The sequence below is a fragment of the Nocardia spumae genome, assembly GCF_020733635.1.
Taxonomy (GTDB): domain Bacteria; phylum Actinomycetota; class Actinomycetes; order Mycobacteriales; family Mycobacteriaceae; genus Nocardia; species Nocardia spumae.
Genome location: NZ_JAJFZL010000001.1, coordinates 5,804,751 through 5,828,375, shown reverse-complemented (window position 1 = coordinate 5,828,375; position 23,625 = coordinate 5,804,751). Strand labels below are relative to the sequence as shown.

Here is a 23,625-nt window from a genome sequence, read left to right as displayed (position 1 = left end):
CCCGTGAGTGAACGGTTTCTGGTGACCGGGGGCAGCCGGCTGGTCGGCGAGGTCTCAGTGGGTGGCGCGAAGAACAGCGTGCTCAAGCTGATGGCCGCCGCTCTGTTGGCCGAAGGTACGACGACGATCACGAACTGCCCGGACATCCTGGATGTGCCGCTGATGGCCGAGGTCCTGCGGGGTCTGGGCTGCGATGTCACCGTCGACGGTTCGGTGGTGACCATCACGACTCCTACCGAGCCCAAGTACCACGCCGACTTCCCGGCCGTGACGCAGTTCCGCGCGTCGGTATGCGTGCTCGGACCGCTGATGGCGCGCTGCAGGCGTGCGGTGGTCGCCCTGCCCGGCGGTGACGCGATCGGCTCGCGCCCGCTGGACATGCATCAGGCCGGACTGCGATTGCTCGGCGCCACCAGCGAAATCGAACACGGCTGTCTGGTCGCGCGTGCCGACGAACTGCAGGGCGCGCGCATCCGCCTGGACTTCCCCTCGGTGGGTGCGACGGAGAACATCCTCATGGCCGCGGTCCTCGCGGAGGGGGAGACGGTCATCGACAACGCCGCCCGGGAGCCGGAGATCGTGGATCTGTGCACCATGCTCACCCGCATGGGTGCGCGGATCGACGGTGCGGGCACCTCGGTGCTGACCATCTCCGGCGTGCGCAAGCTGGCCCCCACCACCCATCAGGTGATCGGTGACCGCATCGTGGCCGCGACCTGGGGCATCGCGGCGGCGATGACCAGGGGCGATGTGCGGGTCATCGGTCTCAACCCGAAGCACCTGTCGCTGGTGCTGGACAAGCTGCGCTCGGCCGGCGCGCGAGTGTCGTTCGAACCCAACGGTTTCCGGGTCGAGCAGCCCGCGCGACCGCTCGCCGTGAATTTCTCGACGCTGCCGTTCCCGGGGTTTCCCACCGATCTCCAGCCGATGGCCATCGGTCTGGCGACGATCGCGGACGGCACCTCGATGATCACCGAGAACATCTTCGAAGCCCGCTTCCGCTTCGTCGAGGAGATGATCCGCCTGGGCGCCGACGCGCGCACCGACGGGCATCACGCGGTCGTGCGGGGGATTCCCCGGTTGTCCAGTGCTCCGGTCTGGTCGTCGGATATCCGCGCCGGCGCCGGTCTGGTGCTCGCGGGTCTGGTCGCCGACGGTGTCACCGAAGTCCACGATGTCTTCCACATCGATCGCGGCTATCCCCACTTCGTGGAGAACTTGCGATCCCTGGGCGCGCAGGTCGAGCGGGTCGGCACCGTGGCGTAGCCGGAAGGACACCCGAAAGACCTTCCTGACCAGGCGATTTGACATAGAATCCACCGCCACGTAACTTATTCCAGGTCAGAGCGACACGGACACCGACCCCGGGCCGAGAGGCAAGGGGAAACGAGGTTGTACGGAGAGCGCCGGACGATCACACTGGCTCAACCGAGACCCCGATTTGGTTCGGGGCGATGGTCAAGCTAAGCTTGAAAAGTTGCCTCACCGATCAAACAGATAGCAATCTGCGCGATGGTGTGTGCGTGTGTTCTTTGAGAACTCAATAGTGTGTCGATGAATGTCAGTGCCAAAATTTTGTTTTTGGTTCCGATCTTCACCCCCCGTGTGAGGGTCGGATATTTTTGTCAGCTAATTTTCCGGCTGGCGTTTAAGTTAGGTTTTCGGACTCTGGTTCGAGATACTTCTGATTTGCTCTTCGGAGTGAGTTGAGAGTCTTCAACGGAGAGTTTGATCCTGGCTCAGGACGAACGCTGGCGGCGTGCTTAACACATGCAAGTCGAGCGGTAAGGCCCTTCGGGGTACACGAGCGGCGAACGGGTGAGTAACACGTGGGTGATCTGCCTCGTACTCTGGGATAAGCCTGGGAAACTGGGTCTAATACCGGATATGACCACGAATCGCATGGTTTGTGGTGGAAAGATTTATCGGTGCGAGATGGGCCCGCGGCCTATCAGCTTGTTGGTGGGGTAATGGCCTACCAAGGCGACGACGGGTAGCCGACCTGAGAGGGTGACCGGCCACACTGGGACTGAGACACGGCCCAGACTCCTACGGGAGGCAGCAGTGGGGAATATTGCACAATGGGCGAAAGCCTGATGCAGCGACGCCGCGTGAGGGATGACGGCCTTCGGGTTGTAAACCTCTTTCGACAGGGACGAAGCGAAAGTGACGGTACCTGTAGAAGAAGCACCGGCCAACTACGTGCCAGCAGCCGCGGTAATACGTAGGGTGCGAGCGTTGTCCGGAATTACTGGGCGTAAAGAGCTTGTAGGCGGTTCGTCGCGTCGATTGTGAAAACTTGCAGCTCAACTGCAAGCTTGCAGTCGATACGGGCGGACTAGAGTACTGCAGGGGAGACTGGAATTCCTGGTGTAGCGGTGAAATGCGCAGATATCAGGAGGAACACCGGTGGCGAAGGCGGGTCTCTGGGCAGTAACTGACGCTGAGAAGCGAAAGCGTGGGTAGCGAACAGGATTAGATACCCTGGTAGTCCACGCCGTAAACGGTGGGTACTAGGTGTGGGTTTCCTTCCACGGGATCCGTGCCGTAGCTAACGCATTAAGTACCCCGCCTGGGGAGTACGGCCGCAAGGCTAAAACTCAAAGGAATTGACGGGGGCCCGCACAAGCGGCGGAGCATGTGGATTAATTCGATGCAACGCGAAGAACCTTACCTGGGTTTGACATACACCAGAAAGCTGCAGAGATGTAGCCCCCCTTGTGGTTGGTGTACAGGTGGTGCATGGCTGTCGTCAGCTCGTGTCGTGAGATGTTGGGTTAAGTCCCGCAACGAGCGCAACCCTTGTCCTGTGTTGCCAGCGCGTAATGGCGGGGACTCGCAGGAGACTGCCGGGGTCAACTCGGAGGAAGGTGGGGACGACGTCAAGTCATCATGCCCCTTATGTCCAGGGCTTCACACATGCTACAATGGCCGGTACAGAGGGCTGCGATACCGTGAGGTGGAGCGAATCCCTTAAAGCCGGTCTCAGTTCGGATCGGGGTCTGCAACTCGACCCCGTGAAGTTGGAGTCGCTAGTAATCGCAGATCAGCAACGCTGCGGTGAATACGTTCCCGGGCCTTGTACACACCGCCCGTCACGTCATGAAAGTCGGTAACACCCGAAGCCGGTGGCCTAACCCTTGTGGAGGGAGCCGTCGAAGGTGGGATTGGCGATTGGGACGAAGTCGTAACAAGGTAGCCGTACCGGAAGGTGCGGCTGGATCACCTCCTTTCTAAGGAGCATCTGCACTGTTCGCTCCGAAGAGTCGGACGCGAAAGTGCCAGAGCCGCTTATGTTCCCGAATGTGGAACTGCGGAGCTCATGGGTGGAACACTGACAAACTCCTCGCATGTGAGACGGTCGGACGGCCGGCTCGCGGTGGATATATCGGCACACTGTTGGGTCCTGAAAGAACAGACGTTCTTTCCAGGCAAAAAAACGATCCGTTCGGGTCTTCCTTGATACCGCGAAGGTTTCTTCGGTCCGGTCTTGTGAAATTCGATTCGATGCGGGTGTGTTGTTTGAGAACTGCACAGTGGACGCGAGCATCTTTGTTAGTAAGTGTTTAAGAGCGTACGGTGGATGCCTTGGCACCAGGAGCCGATGAAGGACGTAGGAGGCTGCGATAAGCCTCGGGGAGCTGTCAACCGAGCTGAGATCCGAGGATTTCCGAATGGGGAAACCCAGCACGAGTGATGTCGTGTTACCCGCGCCTGAATATATAGGGTGTGTGGAGGGAACGTGGGGAAGTGAAACATCTCAGTACCCACAGGAAGAGAAAACAAGAGTGATTCCGTGAGTAGTGGCGAGCGAAAGCGGATGAGGCTAAACCAGGAGCGTGTGATAGCCGGCAGGCGTTGCGTTCTTGGGGTTGTGGGACCCATCTTCTTGGTTCTGCCGAGCCAAGCAGTAGTCAGAAAAGTTCGTGTTAGCTGAATTGGTCTGGGATGGCCAACCGTAGACGGTGAGAGTCCGGTAAGCGAAAACATGTTCTCTGCTGTGATGGGCACCCGAGTAGCAGCGGGCCCGTGAAATCTGCTGTGAATCTGCCGGGACCACCCGGTAAGCCTGAATACTCCCTGGTGACCGATAGCGGACTAGTACCGTGAGGGAAAGGTGAAAAGTACCCCGGGAGGGGAGTGAAATAGTACCTGAAACCGTGCGCTTACAATCCGTCAGAGCCTTCCATCTTCGGGTGGTGGGGTGATGGCGTGCCTTTTGAAGAATGAGCCTGCGAGTCATCGGTGTGTGGCGAGGTTAACCCGTGTGGGGTAGCCGTAGCGAAAGCGAGTCCGAATAGGGCGTTTGAGTCGCATGTCATGGACCCGAAGCGGAGTGATCTACCCATGGCCAGGGTGAAGCGACGGTAAGACGTCGTGGAGGCCCGAACCCACTTAGGTTGAAAACTGAGGGGATGAGCTGTGGGTAGGGGTGAAAGGCCAATCAAACTCCGTGATAGCTGGTTCTCCCCGAAATGCATTTAGGTGCAGCGTCACGTGTTTCACACTGGAGGTAGAGCTACTGGATGGCCTAGGGGGCCCACAAGCTTACCGAAGTCAGCCAAACTCCGAATGCCGGTGTGTGAGAGCGTGGCAGTGAGACTGCGGGGGATAAGCTTCGTAGTCGAGAGGGAAACAGCCCAGATCGCCGGCTAAGGCCCCTAAGCGTGTACTAAGTGGAAAAGGATGTGGGGTCGCTGAGACAACCAGGAGGTTGGCTTAGAAGCAGCCACCCTTGAAAGAGTGCGTAATAGCTCACTGGTCAAGTGATCCTGCGCCGATAATGTAGCGGGGCTCAAGTACACCGCCGAAGCCGCGGCACTCAGTCATTAGATCGCCTTCGGGCCAGTCGACTGGGTGGGTAGGGGAGCGTCGTGTAGCCAGGGAAGCAGCGGGGTGACCTAGTTGTGGAGGCTGCGCGAGTGAGAATGCAGGCATGAGTAGCGAAAGACGAGTGAGAAACTCGTCCGCCGAATGACCAAGGGTTCCTGGGCCAGGTTAATCCGCCCAGGGTGAGTCGGGACCTAAGGCGAGGCCGACAGGCGTAGTCGATGGACAACGGGTTGATATTCCCGTACCCGTGTATCCGCGCCCAATGGCGAATCAGTTGTGCTAAGTGCCCAAAAGCGGATGGACCTCCTTCGGGAGGCCGGATGTGGCTGCGCACGACCCTGGCTGTAGTAGTCAAGCGATGGGGTGACGCAGGAAGGTAGCTGGGCCCGGTGGTGGATTACCGGGTGTAAGCCTGTAGGGCGTTGTGTAGGCAAATCCGCACAGCATGTGCCTGAGAGGTGATGCGTAGCCGTTTGAGGTGAATTCAGTGATCCTATGCTGCCGAGAAAAGCCTCTAGTGAGTTGGTACACGGCCCGTACCCCAAACCGACACAGGTGGTCAGGTAGAGAATACTAAGGCGATCGAGATAACTGTGGTGAAGGAACTCGGCAAAATACCTCCGTAACTTCGGGAGAAGGAGGGCCACGTCTGGTGACCGGTCTTGCACCGTGAGCTGGGGGTGGTCGCAGAGACCAGAGAGAAGCGACTGTTTACTAAAAACACAGGTCCGTGCGAAGTCGTAAGACGATGTATACGGACTGACGCCTGCCCGGTGCCGGAAGGTTAAGAGGACCGGTTAGCGTTTTCGGACGCGAAGCTGAGAATTTAAGCCCCGGTAAACGGCGGTGGTAACTATAACCATCCTAAGGTAGCGAAATTCCTTGTCGGGTAAGTTCCGACCTGCACGAATGGCGTAACGACTTCTCTGCTGTCTCCACCACAGACTCGGCGAAATTGCATTACGAGTAAAGATGCTCGTTACGCGCGGCAGGACGAAAAGACCCCGGGACCTTCACTATAGCTTGGTATTGGTGTTCGGTACGGTTTGTGTAGGATAGGTGGGAGACTGTGAAGCGGGCACGCCAGTGTTCGTGGAGTCGTCGTTGAAATACCACTCTGGTCGTATTGGACCTCTAACCTCGGGCCATGATCTGGTTCAGGGACAGTGCCTGGTGGGTAGTTTAACTGGGGCGGTTGCCTCCCAAAATGTAACGGAGGCGCCCAAAGGTTCCCTCAGCCTGGTTGGCAATCAGGTGTTGAGTGTAAGTGCACAAGGGAGCTTGACTGTGAGACTGACAGGTCGAGCAGGGACGAAAGTCGGGACTAGTGATCCGGCACCGGCAAGTGGAAGCGGTGTCGCTCAACGGATAAAAGGTACCCCGGGGATAACAGGCTGATCTTCCCCAAGAGTCCATATCGACGGGATGGTTTGGCACCTCGATGTCGGCTCGTCGCATCCTGGGGCTGGAGTAGGTCCCAAGGGTTGGGCTGTTCGCCCATTAAAGCGGCACGCGAGCTGGGTTTAGAACGTCGTGAGACAGTTCGGTCTCTATCCGCCGCGCGCGTTAGAAACTTGAGGAAGGCTGTCCCTAGTACGAGAGGACCGGGACGGACGAACCTCTGGTGTGCCAGTTGTCCCGCCAGGGGCACGGCTGGTTGGCCACGTTCGGAAGGGATAACCGCTGAAAGCATCTAAGCGGGAAGCCTGTTCCAAGATGAGGTTTCTCACCCCCTCGAGGGGGTAAGGCCCCCAACAGACCATTGGGTTGATAGGCCAGAACTGGAAGTGCAGTAATGCATGTAGGTGACTGGTACTAATAGGCCGAGGACTTACCAACAAAGCTGCTACGCGTCCACTGTGCGGTATCTGAAACAACACACAGATATCAGCGAGACTTGATCCGGGATCCCTGTTGAGGGGTGAAAGGGTTGTGGCTCTCTGTGTCTAGTTTCATAGAGTTACGGCGGTTATAGCGGTGGGGAAACGCCCGGTCCCATTCCGAACCCGGAAGCTAAGGCCACCTGCGCCGATGGTACTGCACTCGACAGGGTGTGGGAGAGTAGGACACCGCCGGAACATACATTCGCGAAGGCCCCCAACCTGATGGTTGGGGGCCTTCCGCATACCCGGACCATTTTCTTCGCCGATCCCTCGCGCCGGCCCTCGGTACCGAGGGACCACATATTCGGGCGAATAGGATCGATGCGGCTGGGTACTCCCGCATTCACAGCACTTTCCTAAGTAAGCCTGACACCATTCGAGACATCGATCGGGATCATGGAGAGTGTGTCCCCCCGGTGCATTGGGTGCCGGTCTGGTAACGGAAGGTGATCCGCATGGTTCTACTCCAGGAGCCGGCCGCGCCGTCAGCACTGGAGTCCGACCACGGCTCGGTCGGCCGTTCCCTGACATTGCGGGAGCGCTTCAAACTGCCGATGACCTACAGCTACGGCGCGCTGCTGATCGCGGTCACCGTACTGGTGTCGGTGCTCGGAGATTCGCAGCAGACTCGAGTCATCCAGCACGCGAGCACCAATCTCAGCAATCTGCTGGCCGGGCGCTTCGGCACTCTGCTGTCGAGTGCGTTCGTCATCGGGGACGGCACCGCGGGGGCCTTGCTCATCCCGCTGCTGGTCTGTCTGCTCATCCTGGCCGAATGGCGCTTCGGTGCGCTGTCGCTGCTACGCATCTTCATCGCCGGGCACATCGGGGCCACGCTGCTGGTGGCCGGTGGGCTGTGGATCGCGGTGAGTGTCAAATGGCTGCCCACCAGTATTTCGTTCGCCGAGGACGTCGGTGTCAGTTACGGGGCGCTGGCGGTCATCGGATCGCTGATCGTCGTGCTGCCGAGTAAATGGCGGCCCACCTGGGCCATCTCCTTGGCCGCGGTCGCCGTGGCCGGTGTGGTGATGGGGCGGACGTTCACCAATGTCGGGCATCTGCTGGCGCTGTCCATCGGCCTGCTGACCGGGTGGCTGTTGCTGCGCAGCGGACGCACCCGAGTGCCGCGGCTCAACTGGGTGGAGACCGTGCTGCTCGTGGTGGCGGCCCTTCTCGGTTACGTCCTGCTCGTAGGCTGATCGCCCCGCGCCACAAGCGATCCCGCCCAGGGCCTAAACTCGACCGGTGCGCCTTGTGATTGCTCGTTGCCAGGTCGATTACGTGGGTCGGCTCACCGCACATCTCCCGATGGCTCGTCGCCTGCTGATGATGAAGGCCGACGGCTCCGTGCTGGTGCATTCCGACGGCGGTTCCTACAAACCGCTGAATTGGATGAGCCCGCCGTGCTGGATGGAGGAGCGCGTAGCCGAACCCGACGCTGTGCCCGACGACTCCCGGCTATGGGTGGTGACCAACAAAGCCGGCGAGGAGCTGCGGATCACCGTCGAGAACATCGAACACGACTCGGAACACGAGCTCGGTGTCGATCCGGGGCTCGTCAAGGACGGTGTGGAAGCCCACCTGCAAGAACTGCTCGCCGAGCACATCGGCACCCTCGGTGACGGTTATTCGCTGATCCGGCGCGAGTACATGACCGCGATCGGGCCGGTGGATATCCTGTGCCGGGACGCCGCCGGGGCCACCGTGGCGGTCGAGATCAAACGTCGCGGTGAGATCGACGGTGTGGAACAGCTGACGCGCTATCTGGAGCTGCTGAACCGCGATCCGCTACTGGCGCCGGTAGCCGGCGTATTCGCCGCTCAGCAGATCAAACCGCAGGCGCGCACGTTGGCGACCGATCGCGGGATCCGCTGCGTCACACTCGATTACGATGCCTTGCGCGGCACCGACAGCTCCGAGTTCCGACTGTTCTGAGTCGCCGTGCCACGCCGTAAGCCCCGTCCCCGGTCGTCGTCGCGGTTCCCTCGGGAATCGCGGCCGATCGGGGACGTGTTCGGCCGCACGGAATCCGGACCCGGCGGTGCGGAAAGCTATGTGGTGCGGACGATTCCGGGTTCTCGCGCGGTGAAGACGTACCGGTGCCCGGGGTGCGATCACGAAATCCCGGCCGGTACCGCTCATATCGTCGCCTGGCCCGCCGACGGCGGCGAAGACGACCGTCGCCATTGGCATTCCGGTTGCTGGCGTGGGCGGCACACGCGGACGATCACCCGCCGCTGGTCCTGACCGCGCGGCGAGTCGTTCTCGTCGCGAGGCAGCGACCCACGATATAGGGAAGGCCGCCCCCGCGGCGCGGGAGCGGCCTCGAAACGAGTAGTGAAAAGTTGTCGCCCTGAGGGTGTGGCGTGTGTCAGCTCGAGACTTCGGCGCTTTCGCGCTCTTCGTCGACGGACTCTTCGTCTTCCGCCTTGACCTCGGGGATGGCCTTCTGCCGGCCGGAACCGGACTGCTTACCGGACAGTGAACGCTGCTCCGGTGCGCCGTCGAGCAGTTCGCTCTCGCGATTGACCGCCGCCAGCATGGCCGGAACGGAATCGAGCTGGCCGCGAATTCCCAACAGCTGGGCCAGGACTCGACCGCGCAGCACGCGCATCTCCTCGGCCAGTTCCTTCGCGTGCGCGATCTTGCGATCGGCGGACTGGGTGGCGGAGGTAACCAGACGGTTGGACTCGTCGGTGGCCTCTTTGATGCGCTGAGCGGCGTCGGCGCGGCTGGACGCCTCCAGCTCCTCCATGGCCTTGGTGAGCTTGGTGCGCTTCTCGGCCATCGTGGCCTCGAAGTCCTGCTGTGCGGACTTGCGCTTGGCCTCGGCTTCCTTGGTGATGCGGGTGGCATCGGCCTGGGCGGCCTCGACGATCTTGGCGGACTCGGTGCGCGCGTTCGAGAGGGTCTGCTCGAACTCGACCTCGAGCGCTTCGCGCTTCTCCTTGGTCTCCGACAGCAGCGACTCGTACTTGCCGCGCATCTCGGTGGCCTGCTGCTCCGCGATGGAGATCATCTCGGCGGCCTCGGCCTGCGCCTGCGCGCGGACTTCGGACGCCTCGTCGGATGCCAAACGCAGCATCCGGGAAATACGATCGCTCATGCCTTCCGCGGTGGTGGGCGGAACCGACAGGCGATCGACTTCCTTGCGAAGCTCGTCGATCTCGTCGCGGGCGTCCTCCAGCTGGGCGGCCAGGTTGCGGGCCTGAGCGGCGGCGGCATCGCGATCTGTTGCGGTGACCCTCAGCTCGGCATCGAAGCGGTCGAAGTAATTGCGTACTTCGTCACGGTCGTAGCCTTTACGGACTACCGTGAAGGGCAACGCGACGAAGCGATTGCGATCGGGCTCAGTGGACGACATGCCCCACAAACTACAGCCTGTCGACCCACCATGGTGAGTCGACTGCGAATGTCGTTACGAACTGTTTCCGTCGTCGGATTCCGGTACTAGTGAGTAGGATTCGCGGCCGGTTCGACGAGTTCGATGAGCACACCGCCAGCATCCTTCGGATGTACGAAGTTGATCCGGGAGTTCGCGGTGCCCGAGCGCGGTGCCTCGTACAGCAAACGGATGCCGCGGCCTCGCAGAAAGGTTGCCACGGCATCGATATCGGTGACGCGGTAGGCCAGTTGCTGCAATCCCGGGCCGTTGCGGTCGATGAACTTGGCGATTGTCGACTCTTCGTTGAGCGGGGCCAGCAACTGCAGAGCAGTGGCGTCGTCGCCGGCGCCGGGCAGCGACAGCATCGCCTCGTGCACACCCTGGGCCTCATTGACCTCACGGTGCGTCTCGACCATGCCGAGATTGTCGGAGTACCAGGCGACCGCGGTGTCGAGGTCGGGTACGGCGACGCCGACATGGTCGACGGCGATCACGTAGTCGGCGGGGATGAAAGCGGACGTATCGGTATTGCTCACCCTTCGAAGGTAGCGCGCACCTGTATGGAGCTACCGGGACGGCACGGGTTACCGTTGAGTACGAGAGCGGCCGCTGCGCCGTCCCCGAATTCGAGAAGCGAGGTTCATCGTGGCCACCACCTCTGTCATCGTCTCCGGTGCTCGTACGCCCGTCGGCCGGCTGCTCGGTGGGCTGTCCGGGTTCTCCGGGTCGGATCTGGGTGGATTCGCGATCAAGGCGGCGCTGGAGAAGGGCGGAGTATCGCCCGAGCTGGTCGATTACGTGATCATGGGTCAGGTGCTGACCGCGGGTGCCGGGCAGATTCCGGCTCGGCAGGCGGCGGTCGCGGGTGGTATTTCGATGGATGTGCCGGCGTTGACACTGAACAAGGTGTGTTTGTCCGGTATCAACGCTATCGCCTTGGCGGATCAGCTGATTCGTGCCGGTGAGTACGAGGTCGTGGTGGCCGGTGGGCAGGAGTCGATGAGCCAGGCCCCGCATATGCTGGAGAAGAGCCGCCAGGGTTTCAAATACGGCGATGTGACGCTGCGTGACCACATGGCCTACGACGGGCTGCACGACATCTTCACCGATCAGGCGATGGGTGCGCTGACCGAGTCGCGCAACGCCGGTGACGGTATCGGCCGCGCCGAGCAGGACGCGTTCGCGGCCGCCTCCCATCAGAAGGCCGCGGCGGCCTGGAAGAACGGTGTGTTCGCCGACGAGGTGGCGCCGGTGTCGGTGCCGCAGCGCAAGGGCGACCCGATCGTGGTCGCCGAGGACGAGGGCATCCGCGCGGATACGACCGTGGAGTCGCTGTCCAAGCTGCGTCCGGCGTTCGCGAAGGACGGCACCATCACCGCCGGTACGGCGTCACAGATCTCCGACGGCGCGGCCGCGGTGGTCGTGATGAGCAAGGAGAAGGCGCAAGCGCTGGGCCTGAGCTGGATCGCCGAGATCGGCGCCGCGGGTGTGGTGGCCGGTCCGGATTCCACACTGCAGGAGCAGCCGGCCAACGCGATCGCGAAAGCCTGTGCGAAAGAGGGTATTTCGCCTGCCGATCTGGATCTGGTGGAGATCAACGAGGCGTTCGCCGCGGTAGGCATCGCTTCGACCCGCAAGCTGGGCATCGATCCGGAGAAGGTCAACGTCAACGGTGGCGCTATCGCGATCGGCCACCCGCTCGGCATGTCGGGCGCGCGGATCCTGCTGCACCTGGCGCTGGAACTGAAGCGGCGCGGCGGCGGTGTCGGCGTCGCGGCGCTGTGCGGCGGCGGCGGTCAGGGCGACGCCCTCATCGTGCGGGTGTGACGGGCCGTCACCGGTCGCGGGCCGGGGCGTGTGGCATGACCCACACCGACTACGACACTCCGTAGTCGTTCGGCACAATGGTGCTCATGGGCGAATTCTTCGACGTGAGCACCGTGGCCAAGCGAGTGCGACTGTTCGGACTCCTGGAAGCGCCGTCGTGGGCGTTGCTGCTGATGGGGTCGGTACTCAAGCGGCTGCCCGAACCCATCACCTGGCCGGTGATGGTGTTCGGCATGCTGCACGGGCTCATCTTCGTGCTCTACGCGGTGAGCCTGCTGCTGGCCTGGCGTGAATACGAATGGCCCGGTAAGACGATTCTGCTGGGACTGGTGTCGTCGGTGGTGCCGTTCACCTCGGTGTGGTTCGAGCGGTGGGCGATCCGGACCGGACAATTGGGAGAGCTGAGCCCGACCCCGGCCACGGCATCCGCCACGTCGTGACAAACTGGATGCCGTGACTCGACCTGCCGCACGTCGTCCCTCGCCCGCCGTCGCCGCCGCCATGTCCGGCGCGGTGGATCTGTCCGCTCTCAAACAGCCGGCCGCCACGGATGTCCCGGGCGATCATGCCGTCACCGAGGCCGATTTCGAGACCAAGGTGCTGCGGCGATCGCTCGAGGTGCCGGTGGTCGTCGTCCTGTACTCCCAGCGCAGTCCGGGCAGCGTCGATTTGGTCAAGCTATTCGAGCGGCTGGTCGGCGCGGCCCAGGGCAGCTGGGAACTGGCCACCGTCGAGGCGGAACCGAATATGCGCATCGCGCAGGCCTTCGGTGTGCAGGGGATTCCGACGGTAATCGCGGTCGCCGCCGGGCAGCCGCTCGCGGACTTCCAGGGCGCGCAGCCGGAGGCGCAGGTCAAGCAGTGGCTCGACGCGGTCGTCGATGCCGTACAGGGCAAGCTGCCCGGAGCCGACGCCGAACAGGGTGAGGCCCCCGCGCCCGAGGACCCCCGTTTCGTCGCCGCCGAGGAGGCGCTCGACCAGGGCGATATCGCCGGTGCCGAAGCGGCCTACGAAGCGATTCTGGCCGCGGAACCGGCCAATGAGGAGGCCAAGGCGGCCTTGCGTCAGGTGCGGTTCTTCGCCCGCGCCCGGTCCCTGCCCGCCGACGCGATCGCGGTCGCCGACGCCGATCCCGCCGATATCGATGCCGCGTTCGTCGCCGCCGACGCCGAACTGTTCAATCAGCAGCCCGACGCCGCCTTCGATCGACTGATCGGGCTGATCAAGCGCACGGCCGGCGACGATCGGAACCGGGTGCGCTCCCGGCTGGTGGAGCTTTTCGAACTGTTCGACACCGCCGATCCGATCGTGGTGGCGGCTCGGCGCAAGCTGGCCACGGCCCTGTACTGAGTGGCGGACCACCATCGCGGCGGCACCGGCGCGGGGATGGGAGCGGAGGTCACGTGATCGCGGTGATGCGTTGTCTGGTCGGCGCGATATGCGCGGCGGCCGTGCTGGTGCCCGCGGGCAGCGCCGCCGCGGGCGACAGCACCACCAGTGTGGTCTTCACCCGTACCGAACCGGATCGCGCGCCCCGGACCGTGACCCTGACCTGCGATCCGGTCGGCGGTTCACATCCCGATCCGGCGGGTGCGTGCGCATATCTGGCCGACGCCGAACTGGTCCTGCCCGATTCGGATTCCGGTGTCCGGTGCTTCCGCTACTACCCGGTGGAACTGCGCGCGCACGGCACCGTGCGGGCTACGCCGGTCTCGGTCGAGCGCACCTACGGATGTGTCGTTCCCGATCTGCCGGCGCCCTGGAGGTTCTGAGAGTCCGAGGTCAGCCAGATCGCGCTGTTCGGTGCGAGGACCAACTCGGCGGAACAAGGCCTGCCGTGCCAGGGCATCTCGGTGGCGTCGACCCCACCGAGGTTGCCGGTGCCGCTGCCGCCGTAGGTGGTCGCGTCGGAATTGAGGATCTCCCGCCAGCGGCCCGCGACGGGCAATCCGATCCGGTACCCGCGCTGCTCGACACCGGAGAAGTTGACGGCGCACGCCACCACCGAGCCGTCACTGCCGTAGCGCAGGAAGGCCACCACGTTGTTGGTGTGGTCGTCGGCCTCGATCCAGGCGTAACCGCCGGGTGAGGTGTCCAGGGTCCACAGGGCGGGATACGTGCGGTAGACGGTGTTGAGATCGGTGACCAGCAGCCGGATGCCGGCGTGCAGCGGGTTGGCCAGTTCGTCCCAGTCCAGGCCGCGATCGTGGGACCACTCGCGGAACTGCCCGAACTCCTGGCCCATGAACAACAGCTGCTTGCCCGGATGCGCCCACATATAAGCCAGTAGCGCCCGCACACCGCAGGCCTTGGCGTAATCGTCACCCGGCATCCGCGTCCACAGCGTGCCCTTGCCGTGCACGACCTCGTCGTGGCTGATCGGCAGCAGAAAGTTCTCGCTCCAGGCGTAGACCACCGAGAAGGTGATCTCGCTGTGGTGCCAGCTGCGGTGCACCTGATCGTGGCCGAGGTAGCCGAGCGTGTCGTGCATCCAGCCCATATTCCATTTGAGCGTGAAGCCGAGGCCGCCGACATCGGTGGAGCGGGTGACGCCGGGCCAGGTGGTGGACTCCTCGGCGATGGTGACCACACCCGGATGGTGGGTGTGCACCGCGGCGTTCATCTCCCGTAGGAAGGCCACCGCCTCCAGATTCTCACGGCCGCCGTGGATATTGGGCTCCCAGCCGCCGGGCGGTCGCGAATAGTCCAGGTAGAGCATGGAGGCGACGGCGTCGACGCGCAGTCCGTCGATATGGAATTCCTCGATCCAGAACCGCGCGTTGGCGACCAGGAAGTTGCGCACCTCGTTGCGCCCGTAGTCGAAAACGTAGGTGCCCCACTCCAATTGCTCACCACGCCGGGGGTCGGCATGTTCGTAGAGCGGGGTGCCGTCGAAGCGGGCCAGTGCCCACTCGTCGCGGGGAAAGTGGCCGGGAACCCAGTCCAGGATCACGCCGATACCGCGGCTGTGCAGATGGTCGACGAAGGCCCGGAAATCGTCGGGGGATCCGAAGCGTGCGGTCGGTGCGTAGTAGGAGGTGACCTGGTAGCCCCAGGATCCGCCGAAGGGGTGCTCGGCGACGGGCAGCAGTTCGATATGCGTGAATCCCAGTGCCCGAACGTATTCCGCGAGCTCCTCCGCCGCGGCCCGGTAGTCCGTGCCGGGCCGCCACGAACCCAGATGCAACTCGTAGATACTCATCGGCGCCCGCGTGGGATCGCGCTCGGCACGCGCGGCGCACCACTGCCGATCGCGCCACTCGTAGGTGCTCTCGGTGACGACGGAGGCGGTGGCGGGCGGGACCTCGGTGGCGAAGGCCAGTGGATCTGCGTGGTCGGCGGTGCGGCCGTCGGCGCCGTGAATGCGGTATTTGTAGCGCGTACCGGGTTCGACGCCGGGGACGAAGACCTCCCACACCCCCGATGAACCGAGCCGCCGCATCGGCGTGCTCGTCCCGCCCCAGCCGTCGAAATCGCCGAAGACGGTGACACCGCGCGCATGTGGAGCCCACACCGCGAAGGCGGTGCCCGTCACCACGCCGTCGAGGGTGGTGTATCGCTGTGGATGGGCGCCGAGCACCTGCCAGAGGCGTTGATGACGTCCCTCGCCGAGCAGATGTAGATCGAGCTCACCCAGGGTCGGCAGGAAGCGGTACCCGTCGGCGGTGAGCACCGTCCGCGCGCCCGGATACGACACCACCAGGCGGTAGTCCCACAGCTCCGCGAATTCGACAACACCCTCGAAGACCCCGTGCCCGATGTGATCCAGGGGATGGTCGACGCCGCCGATGCGGGCCGCCACCGTATCGGCGTGCGGTCGCAGCGTCCTGATGACGGTGCCGCGCGGATGTGGATGGGCGCCGAGCACGGTGTGCGGATCGGTGTGGGTGCCGGCTGCCAGGAGCATCAGATCGCGCCGATTCATCGGCGCGGCCGCCGCACCGCCGTCACGCGGCCGATCATCGGAACGTCCTGCGGTAGGCCAGTTCGGTTCGCTCGGCCGCCGATACGGCCGGGAGGACGAGGATATGCGCCGGCGCCCGGACCGGATCCAGGCGCACGTAATTGGTTTGAGCCCAGTGGTATTCCTCGCCGCTGATCTCGTCGTAGACCGATGGACGATCGTGCCATTCCCGCCCGATGGCAGGCATATCCAGTGAGATCATCCCGTCCTCGGCGCCGAACGGGTTGAGGTTCACCACGACCAGGACGGCATCGCCGGAGCCGGGATCGACCTTCGAGTAGGCCAGTAGTGCCGGGTTGTCGACCTGGTGAAAGGTGATGCAGCGCAACTGCTGTAGCGCGGGGTGGGCCCGCCGGATCTCGTTGAGCCGGGTGATGAACGGTTCCAGCGATTCACCGCGGGCCGCCGCTTCGGCGAATCGCCGGGGCCGCAGCTGATATTTCTCCGAATCGAGATACTCTTCGCTGCCGGCGCCGACGGCCTGGTGTTCGAACAGTTCGAATCCGGAGTACACGCCCCAGCTCGGGCCCAGTGTCGCGGCCAGCACGGCGCGCACCGCGAACATGCCGGGCCCGCCGTGCTGCAGGCTCTCGTGCAGGATGTCCGGGGTGTTGACGAACAGGTTGGGCCGGGCCTCATCGGCCTTCGCCGCGAGCTCGCGGGCGAATTCGGCCAGTTCGTGGCCGGCGGTGCGCCAGGTGAAATAGGTATAGGACTGCGAGAATCCGCGCCGCGCGAGTCCGTAGAGCCGCGCCGGCACCGTGAACGCCTCGGACAGGAAGATCACATCCGGATCGGTGCGGCGGACCTGGGCGATCAGCCACTCCCAGAAGTCGGCGGGTTTGGTGTGCGGGTTGTCGACCCGGAAGATCTTGACGCCCAGCCCGATCCAATGCCGGACCACGCCCAGCACCGCCGCGTACAGCCCGTCGGGGTCGTTGTCGAAATCCAGGGGGTAGATGTCCTGGTACTTCTTCGGCGGATTCTCCGCGAACGCGATGGTGCCGTCGGGCAGGGTGGTGAACCATTCGGGATGGCTGTCCACCCACGGGTGGTCGGGTGCGCACTGCAGGGCCAGATCCAGCGCCACCTCGAGGCCCAGTTCGGTTGCGGCGTCCACGAAGTCGACGAAGTCCGCTTCGGTGCCCAGCAACGGGTGGATGGCGTCGTGGCCGCCTTCGGCCGATCCGATCGCCCACGGCGATCCGACATCGCCGGTTTCGCAGGTCAGAGAATTGTTGGGGCCCTTGCGATTGATCGTCCCGATGGGATGTATCGGCGGGAGGTACACGACGTCGAAGCCCATGGCGGCGATGCGTGGCAGTTCCCGGCGCGCGGTGGCGAAGGTGCCGTGGATCGCGGTGCCCTCGGCGTCCCGGCCGCCGGTGGAGCGCGGAAAGAATTCGTACCAGGACCCGACCAGTGCTCGTCGCCGCTCGACCAGGACGGTGTGGGCGGGGCCGCGGGTCACCAGGTCGCGCAGCGGTGTCGTCCGCAGGATCTCGCCGACCTCGGCGCTGAACGCGGGTGCGACGCGGGCCGGTAGTTGCGCGTCGCCACGAAGGGCGGCGGCGGCGGCGCGCAACTTCTCCCATTGGCGCTTCGGCACCGCCTGTGCGGCCCGATCGAACAGCCGTGCACCGAGTTCGAGGTCGTTGGCCAGATCGGTGGCGCTCTGCCCGACCGCCAGTTTCGCCTCCACCGCGGCACGCCAGCCGGCGATCGGATCCCCCCAGCCCTCGACCCGAAAGGTCCACAGCCCCGGCGTATTCGGGGTGAAGACGGCGTTGAACACGTCCGGCTCGTACTCCGGGGCCATGCGGATCCGCTGAGTTCGGCCGCCGCCGGGCCCGCGCACCGCGAGCGTGGCGGCGACCGGGTCGTGTCCCTCGCGCCACACCACTGCCCGGACGGGGAACACCTCACCGACCGCGGCCTTGGCCGGATATCCGCCCGCTACGGCCGGGGCGGTGTCATCGATGGCGATGCGACCGGTCACGGGACCAACCGTACCGGTAGTGCGCGGGCGATCACGAACACGCGGCGCCGTGATTGCGGGGCGGCGACCGTCGTGGCAGACTTTCCGGGGCGTTGGTTCCGTTTCGAATCCGATGTCTTTTCGACGCATACGGTGGTCGTGGACGCGTCCGTAGAGCAGAAGGGAATCTCGCATGACAGCAGTGCAGGGGCAGACCGTGGAGATCACGACACCCGACGGTGTCGCCGACGCGTACGTCACCTATCCCGCGGAGGGCGGGAAGTACCCCGGTGTGCTGCTGTATATGGACGCCTTCGGATTGCGTCCCAGCCTGCGGGCGCTGGCCGACGATTTCGCCGCGGCGGGATATACGGTGCTGGTCCCGAATGTCTTCTACCGGCACGGCCGGGCGCCCGTGATCGAGCTGCCCGAATTCATCGATCCGCAGGAGCGGCCGGACCTGTTCGGCAAGCTCGTCCCGATGCTCCGGGAGCTCACCCGTGAGGTGGCCGTCCGTGACGCGGGCGCCTATGTCGACTGGCTGACGGGCTTCGAGCACACGGCCGCCGGCCCGGTCGCGACGGCCGGATACTGCATGGGCGGCCGCCTGGCGGTCTACACCGCCGGGGCGCTCGGTGACCGGATCGCCGCCGCGGCCGGATTCCACACCGGGGGCCTGCTGGTCGACGGAGCCGACAGCCCGCACCTGTCCATCGAGAGTGCCTCGGCGGAAATGTATTTCGGCCACGCCGATCAGGATCGGTCGCTGCCGCCCGAGCAGATCGAGAGCTTCGACAAGGTGCTCGCCGCGTCCGGGCTCCGCTACCGCGCCGAGGTCTATCCCGGTGCGCACCACGGCTACACCCAAGCCGACACCGCGGCCTACGACCGGGAGGCCGACGAGCGTCACCGGCGCGAACTGCTGGACCTGCTCGACCGCACACTGCGCCGATAGGCTCGGCTGCGGCACCTTCCGCTCCAGGTCAGCGCGCTGGGACCGGCTCGGCGCCCGGCGTGCCGACCGGGGCCGGCGTGTAGGGTCTACCCGGTGAAGGCATTGCGTCGATTCACCGTCCGTGCCCATCTCCCGCAGCGGCTCGCCGCTCTCGGTGAACTGGCCGCCAATCTGCGGTGGTCGTGGCATGGACCTACGCAGGACGTGTTCGCGAGGCTGGATCCCGAACTGTGGTCGCGGGTAGGCCGTGATCCGGTGCGGATGCTGGGTGAGGTCGCCGCCGAGCGGCTCGACGAATGGGCCGGCGATCCGGACTATGTGCGGACCGTCGACGACGCCGCCGCCGATCTGCAGGACTATCTGACCCGGCCGCGGTGGTTCGGTGACCGGGCCGAGGGCGAGGCGGACGGCCCGGCGCCGAGTGGTATCGCGTACTTCTCTATGGAATTCGGTGTCACCGAGGTGCTGCCGAATTATTCCGGCGGGCTGGGGATTCTGGCCGGTGACCATCTGAAGGCCGCCTCCGATCTGGGGTTGCCGCTGATCGGGGTCGGACTGCTGTATCGGTCCGGCTATTTCCGGCAGTCGCTCACCGCCGACGGCTGGCAGGCCGAACGCTATCCCGACCTCGACCCGCAAGGGCTGCCGTTGCGGCTGCTCGCCGAGGAGGGCGCGCCGGTTCTCATTCATGTGCCGATGCCCGAGGGACGGGTGCTGCGGGCACAGGTGTGGATCGCGCAGGTCGGACGAATTCCGTTGCTGCTGCTGGATTCCGATATCGCCGACAACGATCCGGAGTTGCGGGCGGTGACGGACCGGCTCTACGGCGGCGATCAGGATCATCGCATCAAACAGGAGATTCTGGCCGGTATCGGCGGAGTGCGCGCGGTGCGCGCTTACACCCGTGCGCGCGGTGTGCCGGATCCGGATGTGTGGCATATGAACGAGGGCCACGCCGGATTCCTCGGTATCGAGCGGATTCGCGAATATATGTCGGGCGGAATGGATTTCGACTCCGCACTCACCGCCGTGCGCGCGGCGACGGTCTTCACCACCCACACTCCGGTGCCCGCCGGGATCGATCGCTTCGCCGCCGCGCTCGTGCGCCGGTATTTCGGCGGCACCCACGGTGATCGCGAATCGCCACTGCTGCCGGGTATTTCGGTGGATCGCATTCTCGCACTGGGGCGAGAGGCCGATCCGTCGGTCTTCAACATGGCGCACCTGGGTTTGCGACTCGCTCAGCGCGCCAACGGCGTATCGATATTGCACGGTGAGGTCAGCCGGGCCATGTTCGCGCCGCTGTGGCCCGGATTCGATGCCGCCGACGTCCCGATCGGGTCGGTGACCAACGGTGTGCACGCACCGACCTGGGCGGCACGTGAATGGCTCGACAAGGCGCGCGAACTGGTGGGTCCCGAACTGGTCGCCGAGGCGCGCGGCTGGGAACAACTGCGGGCGGTGGATCCGCGCCAACTGTGGTCCACCCGCGCCACCCTGCGGGCGGTGCTGGTGGCCGAGGTGCGCCGCCGGCTGCGGGAATCCTGGCTCGAACGCGGTGCCGCACCGGCCGAATTGGGCTGGGTGGACGAGGTTTTCGATCCCGATGTGCTGACCGTGGGCTTCGCGCGGCGGGTCCCCACCTACAAACGGCTCACTCTGATGCTGCGCGATCCGGACCGCTTGCGGGCGCTGCTGCTCGATCCGCAGCGGCCGGTCCAGCTGGTGGTCGCCGGTAAGAGTCATCCCGCCGACGACGGGGGGAAGGCGCTCATCCAGCAGGTCGTACGGTTCGCCGACGATCCGGCGGTGCGCCATCGCATCGTCTTCCTGCCCGATTACGACATGTCGATGGCCCGGTATCTGTACTGGGGTTGCGATGTGTGGCTGAACAATCCGCTGCGCCCGCTCGAGGCCTGCGGCACCTCGGGGATGAAGGCCGCGCTCAACGGTGGACTGAATCTGTCCATCCGCGACGGCTGGTGGGACGAGATGTACGACGGGGACAACGGCTGGGCCATTCCGACCGCCGACGGGGTGCGCGACGAACATCGCCGCGACGATCTGGAAGCGGCGGCGCTCTACGAGATGCTGCAGCGTTCGGTGCTGCCGCGATTCTACGAACGTGACGACACCGGCCTGCCGGTGCGCTGGCTGGAGATGGTCCGTCACACACTGCGCACGCTCGGACCGAAGGTGCTGGCCTCGCGGATGGTGCGGGACTACACGACCGGCTACTACATCCCGGCCGCCGCGTCGTATGCCGCGGTGGCCGAGGACGATTTCGCCGGTGCGCGCGAGCTGGCGGAGTTCCGCCGCCGCGTCGACTCGGCCTGGCCGCAGGTGAAGGTCGTGCAGGTCGACAGTTCGGGTCTGCCCGATATCCCGGTGATCGGCGCCGAACTGTCGCTACGGGCGCGGGTCGACCTCGCGGGGCTGTCCACCGCGGAGGTCGTCGTCCAGGCCGTACTGGGCCGGGTGTCCGCCGACGACGAACTGGTCGACACCGTCGTCGTCGAGATGAACCACACCGCAACGGATTCCGGTACCGAGCTGTTCGCGGTGACCACGCCGGTTCCCCGGTCGGGGGCGGTCGGATACACGGTGCGGATCCTGCCCCGGCACCGACTGCTCTCCGGCAGTGCGGAACTGGGCCTGATCGCGGCGGCGAGCCCGTAGCGTCCGGCCCCACTGGGATTTCCCAAGGCATCGGCAAGGCCGGTCCGCCACGCTCGTCGGCGTAACGCTGTGGACGGGAGGTGGTGAGATGCCGGCTGGGAACGAAGACGTCGCCCGCGATGCGGCCGCGCTCGCGGTGCTCGATATCGATCTGGTGGCGCCGCTGCGGATCGAGGCCACCGCGCTGATGGCGCTGGTACCCGAGGTCGTGGTCGACGGCAGGCTGATCGCACGCGGCTGGGGACACTGGGCGGTTCCCGTGCCCGCGGGCCGCCACGAGGTGCGGATCCATGTCAATCGGTTCGGTGCGCTGCTTCATCCGGCGCGGCTGGCGGTCGAGACCGGCCCCGGCGAGCGCACTCCCGTCTACTACCGGATGCCGATCAGCGCGTTCGCCTCGGCGCGCATCGGCACCACCCCGCAGCGAGCGGGCGGCGGGGCGGCGCTCGCCGCGGTGATCCTGCTGGCGGTGCTGGCGGTTCCGCTCGCCGTCTCGCTGCTCGCGGTGTTCGCACTGCTGCTGTTCTAGCCGTGCGCGCCGCTCCGCCGTGATTTGCCACATGTTCGCCGGTACGAATGGCACGGCGGGGGCCGGGACCGATACGGTTTTCCCCACAGTGTGAACGGTCCGGGCGAGGGTGGAGAACAACTGATGAGTATCGACGTCCTGTCGCGGTCGCGGGGTCGCCTCGATTCCTACTTCGGGGTCACGCGTCTCGGGTCGACCATGAAGCGCGAACTCATGGCAGGCACGGTGACCTTCCTCGCCATGTCGTATGTCCTGGCGGTCAATCCCGCGGTTCTCGGCGACCACGGTCAACTCGGGGATCGGGGTATCCCGACCCAGGCCGTATTCACCGCGACGGCGGTGGCGGCGGTGGTCGGCACGCTGGTGATGGGGGTGTGGGCACGCTATCCGATCGCGCTGGCGCCGGGAATGGGACTCAACGCGTTCTTCGCCTATACGGTCGTCCTCGGGATGGGGATCGATTGGCGGGTAGCGCTGTCGGGGACGTTGCTGTCGGGCATCATCTTCTTCGTCCTGGCGGTCACCAGGATCCGCGAGAAGATCATCGACGCGATCCCGCTGCAGCTCAAACTCGCCGTTGGCGCGGGTATCGGCATGTTCGTGGCGTTTCTGGGCCTCAAGAACGCCGGTGTGGTGGTCTCGGATTCGGCGACCTTCGTCCACCTCGGCGATTTCACCACGGGGACCACACTGCTGGCCCTGTTCGGGCTGGTCGTGACCGTGGTCTTCCTGGTGCTCGGCTGGCACGGCGCCGTGCTGTACGGGATCGTGTGCACCACCGTGGTCGGCATCATCAGCGGCCTGGTGCATCTGCCGGATCAGGTGGCCGCCCTGCCGCACGGACTGGATCAGACCTTCGGGCAGGCGATCATCAATCTGCCGCACGCTTTCACCGGGCAGATGGCGATCGTGGTGCTGACCATGTTGTTCGTCGACTTCTTCGACGCCTCGGGCACCCTGATCGGAATCGCCAATCAGGCCGGTCTGCTCGGTGCGGACGGCACACTGCCCCGGGCCGCCCAGGCGTTCGCGGCGGACTCGATCGGAACCGCCGCGGGCGCGGTGATCGGCACCTCGACGACCACCGCCTACGTCGAATCCACAGCGGGCGTCACCGCCGGCGGGCGGACCGGATTGACGGCGGTGTCCACGGCGGGCTGGTTCCTGATCGCGATGTTCTTCTTCCCGGTGTTCGCGGTGGTCGCCGATGTCCCCGCGGTCACCGCTCCGGCGCTGATCGTGGTGGGCGTGCTGATGTCGCGGTCGCTGGGCGATATCGACTGGGCCAAGCTGGAGTACGCGATCCCGGCCTTCATCACCGTGATCATGATGCCGCTGACCTATTCGATCGCCAACGGGATCGCGATGGGGCTGACCTTCTACCCGATCGTGATGGTCGCCCGCCGCCGCGGACGTGAGGTGCATCCGGTGATGTGGGTGCTGATGGCGGTGTTCCTCGCGTACTTCTTCTTCCTCGCCGATTAATCGCGGGCGGATATCTCGTCTACGGAATAAGCGCTGAACCGAGTCCGGTTGGTCACCGTTGTATCAATCGGACCGCGGTCCGTTTTGTTTCGCCCAACTAACGAGTG

At 64.8% G+C, this 23,625-nt stretch carries 16 protein-coding genes and 3 rRNA genes; 15 read left to right on the top strand and 4 right to left on the bottom strand.

Going from position 1 to position 23,625, the window contains the following annotated elements; all coding sequences use genetic code 11:
• Positions 1-3: 3 nt before the first annotated feature.
• The 7 genes from murA to LKD76_RS25880 all read left to right on the top strand — a co-directional run bounded on the left by murA (position 4) and on the right by LKD76_RS25880 (position 8,963).
• Positions 4-1,266, top strand: coding sequence for a UDP-N-acetylglucosamine 1-carboxyvinyltransferase (murA, locus tag LKD76_RS25910; protein ID WP_227984025.1), 1,263 nt, complete (start codon positions 4-6; stop codon positions 1,264-1,266).
• 450 nt (positions 1,267-1,716) lie between these two features.
• Positions 1,717-3,233: ribosomal RNA gene (locus LKD76_RS25905) — 16S ribosomal RNA — on the top strand.
• A gap of 323 nt (positions 3,234-3,556) precedes the next feature.
• Positions 3,557-6,672 (top strand): 23S ribosomal RNA (locus LKD76_RS25900).
• Positions 6,673-6,794: 122 nt separating this feature from the next.
• Positions 6,795-6,911 (top strand): 5S ribosomal RNA (gene rrf, locus LKD76_RS25895).
• Together the 16S, 23S and 5S rRNA genes form the textbook arrangement of a ribosomal RNA operon.
• Positions 6,912-7,171: 260 nt before the next feature.
• Positions 7,172-7,915: a rhomboid-like protein gene (locus LKD76_RS25890; protein ID WP_227984024.1), complete on the top strand. Its 744-nt coding sequence runs from the start codon at positions 7,172-7,174 to the stop codon at positions 7,913-7,915.
• Positions 7,916-7,961: 46 nt separating this feature from the next.
• A complete protein-coding gene (nucS, locus tag LKD76_RS25885) occupies positions 7,962-8,651 on the top strand; it encodes an endonuclease NucS (protein WP_227984023.1) in 690 nt (229 codons plus the stop codon).
• A gap of 6 nt (positions 8,652-8,657) precedes the next feature.
• Entirely contained in the window at positions 8,658-8,963 is a 306-nt protein-coding gene (locus LKD76_RS25880) for an Rv1322 family protein (protein ID WP_227984022.1), read from the top strand.
• A gap of 124 nt (positions 8,964-9,087) precedes the next feature.
• Here LKD76_RS25880 and LKD76_RS25875 read toward each other — a convergent pair whose 3' ends face one another.
• Together LKD76_RS25875 and mce are read right to left on the bottom strand one after the other, a co-directional pair.
• Positions 9,088-10,080, bottom strand: coding sequence for a coiled-coil domain-containing protein (locus LKD76_RS25875; RefSeq protein ID WP_227985402.1), 993 nt, complete (start codon positions 10,078-10,080; stop codon positions 9,088-9,090).
• An 86-nt stretch (positions 10,081-10,166) separates the two neighbouring features.
• The gene (gene mce / locus LKD76_RS25870; RefSeq protein WP_227984021.1) at positions 10,167-10,637 is read right to left on the bottom strand and encodes a methylmalonyl-CoA epimerase; all 471 of its coding nucleotides are present in this window, start codon (positions 10,635-10,637) and stop codon (positions 10,167-10,169) included.
• 109 nt (positions 10,638-10,746) lie between these two features.
• Here mce and LKD76_RS25865 point away from each other — a divergent pair, with 109 nt between their 5' ends.
• From LKD76_RS25865 to LKD76_RS25850, 4 genes are all read left to right on the top strand, one after another.
• On the top strand, positions 10,747-11,928 hold the full coding sequence (locus tag LKD76_RS25865) for an acetyl-CoA C-acetyltransferase (protein WP_227984020.1): 1,182 nt from the start codon (positions 10,747-10,749) through the stop codon (positions 11,926-11,928).
• Positions 11,929-12,014: 86 nt separating this feature from the next.
• The gene (locus LKD76_RS25860; protein WP_227984019.1) at positions 12,015-12,368 is read left to right on the top strand and encodes a DUF3817 domain-containing protein; all 354 of its coding nucleotides are present in this window, start codon (positions 12,015-12,017) and stop codon (positions 12,366-12,368) included.
• 61 nt (positions 12,369-12,429) lie between these two features.
• Positions 12,430-13,278: a tetratricopeptide repeat protein gene (locus LKD76_RS25855; RefSeq protein ID WP_227985401.1), complete on the top strand. Its 849-nt coding sequence runs from the start codon at positions 12,430-12,432 to the stop codon at positions 13,276-13,278.
• A 53-nt stretch (positions 13,279-13,331) separates the two neighbouring features.
• A complete protein-coding gene (locus LKD76_RS25850; protein WP_227984018.1) occupies positions 13,332-13,700 on the top strand; it encodes an SSI family serine proteinase inhibitor in 369 nt (122 codons plus the stop codon).
• Here LKD76_RS25850 and glgB read toward each other — a convergent pair.
• Entirely contained in the window at positions 13,655-15,853 is a 2,199-nt protein-coding gene (gene glgB, locus LKD76_RS25845; protein ID WP_227984017.1) for a 1,4-alpha-glucan branching protein GlgB, read from the bottom strand. The two genes, LKD76_RS25850 and glgB, sit on opposite strands and share 46 nt — an antisense overlap.
• Before the next feature lie 34 nt (positions 15,854-15,887).
• A complete protein-coding gene (locus LKD76_RS25840; RefSeq protein WP_227984016.1) occupies positions 15,888-17,891 on the bottom strand; it encodes an alpha-1,4-glucan--maltose-1-phosphate maltosyltransferase in 2,004 nt (667 codons plus the stop codon).
• A 172-nt stretch (positions 17,892-18,063) separates the two neighbouring features.
• Between LKD76_RS25840 and LKD76_RS25835 the strand changes: the two genes are divergently transcribed.
• From LKD76_RS25835 to LKD76_RS25820, 4 genes are all read left to right on the top strand, one after another.
• Complete coding sequence (locus LKD76_RS25835; protein ID WP_227984015.1) at positions 18,064-18,825, top strand: dienelactone hydrolase family protein; 762 nt, start codon at positions 18,064-18,066, stop codon at positions 18,823-18,825.
• A gap of 93 nt (positions 18,826-18,918) precedes the next feature.
• On the top strand, positions 18,919-21,504 hold the full coding sequence (gene glgP, locus LKD76_RS25830) for an alpha-glucan family phosphorylase (RefSeq protein WP_227984014.1): 2,586 nt from the start codon (positions 18,919-18,921) through the stop codon (positions 21,502-21,504).
• Between the two features lie 88 nt (positions 21,505-21,592).
• Positions 21,593-22,033 (top strand): hypothetical protein, encoded by a 441-nt coding sequence (locus LKD76_RS25825; RefSeq protein ID WP_227984013.1) that lies wholly within the window; start codon positions 21,593-21,595, stop codon positions 22,031-22,033.
• Positions 22,034-22,156: 123 nt separating this feature from the next.
• On the top strand, positions 22,157-23,518 hold the full coding sequence (locus tag LKD76_RS25820; RefSeq protein WP_305082771.1) for an NCS2 family permease: 1,362 nt from the start codon (positions 22,157-22,159) through the stop codon (positions 23,516-23,518).
• The last annotated feature ends 107 nt before the right edge of the window (positions 23,519-23,625 follow it).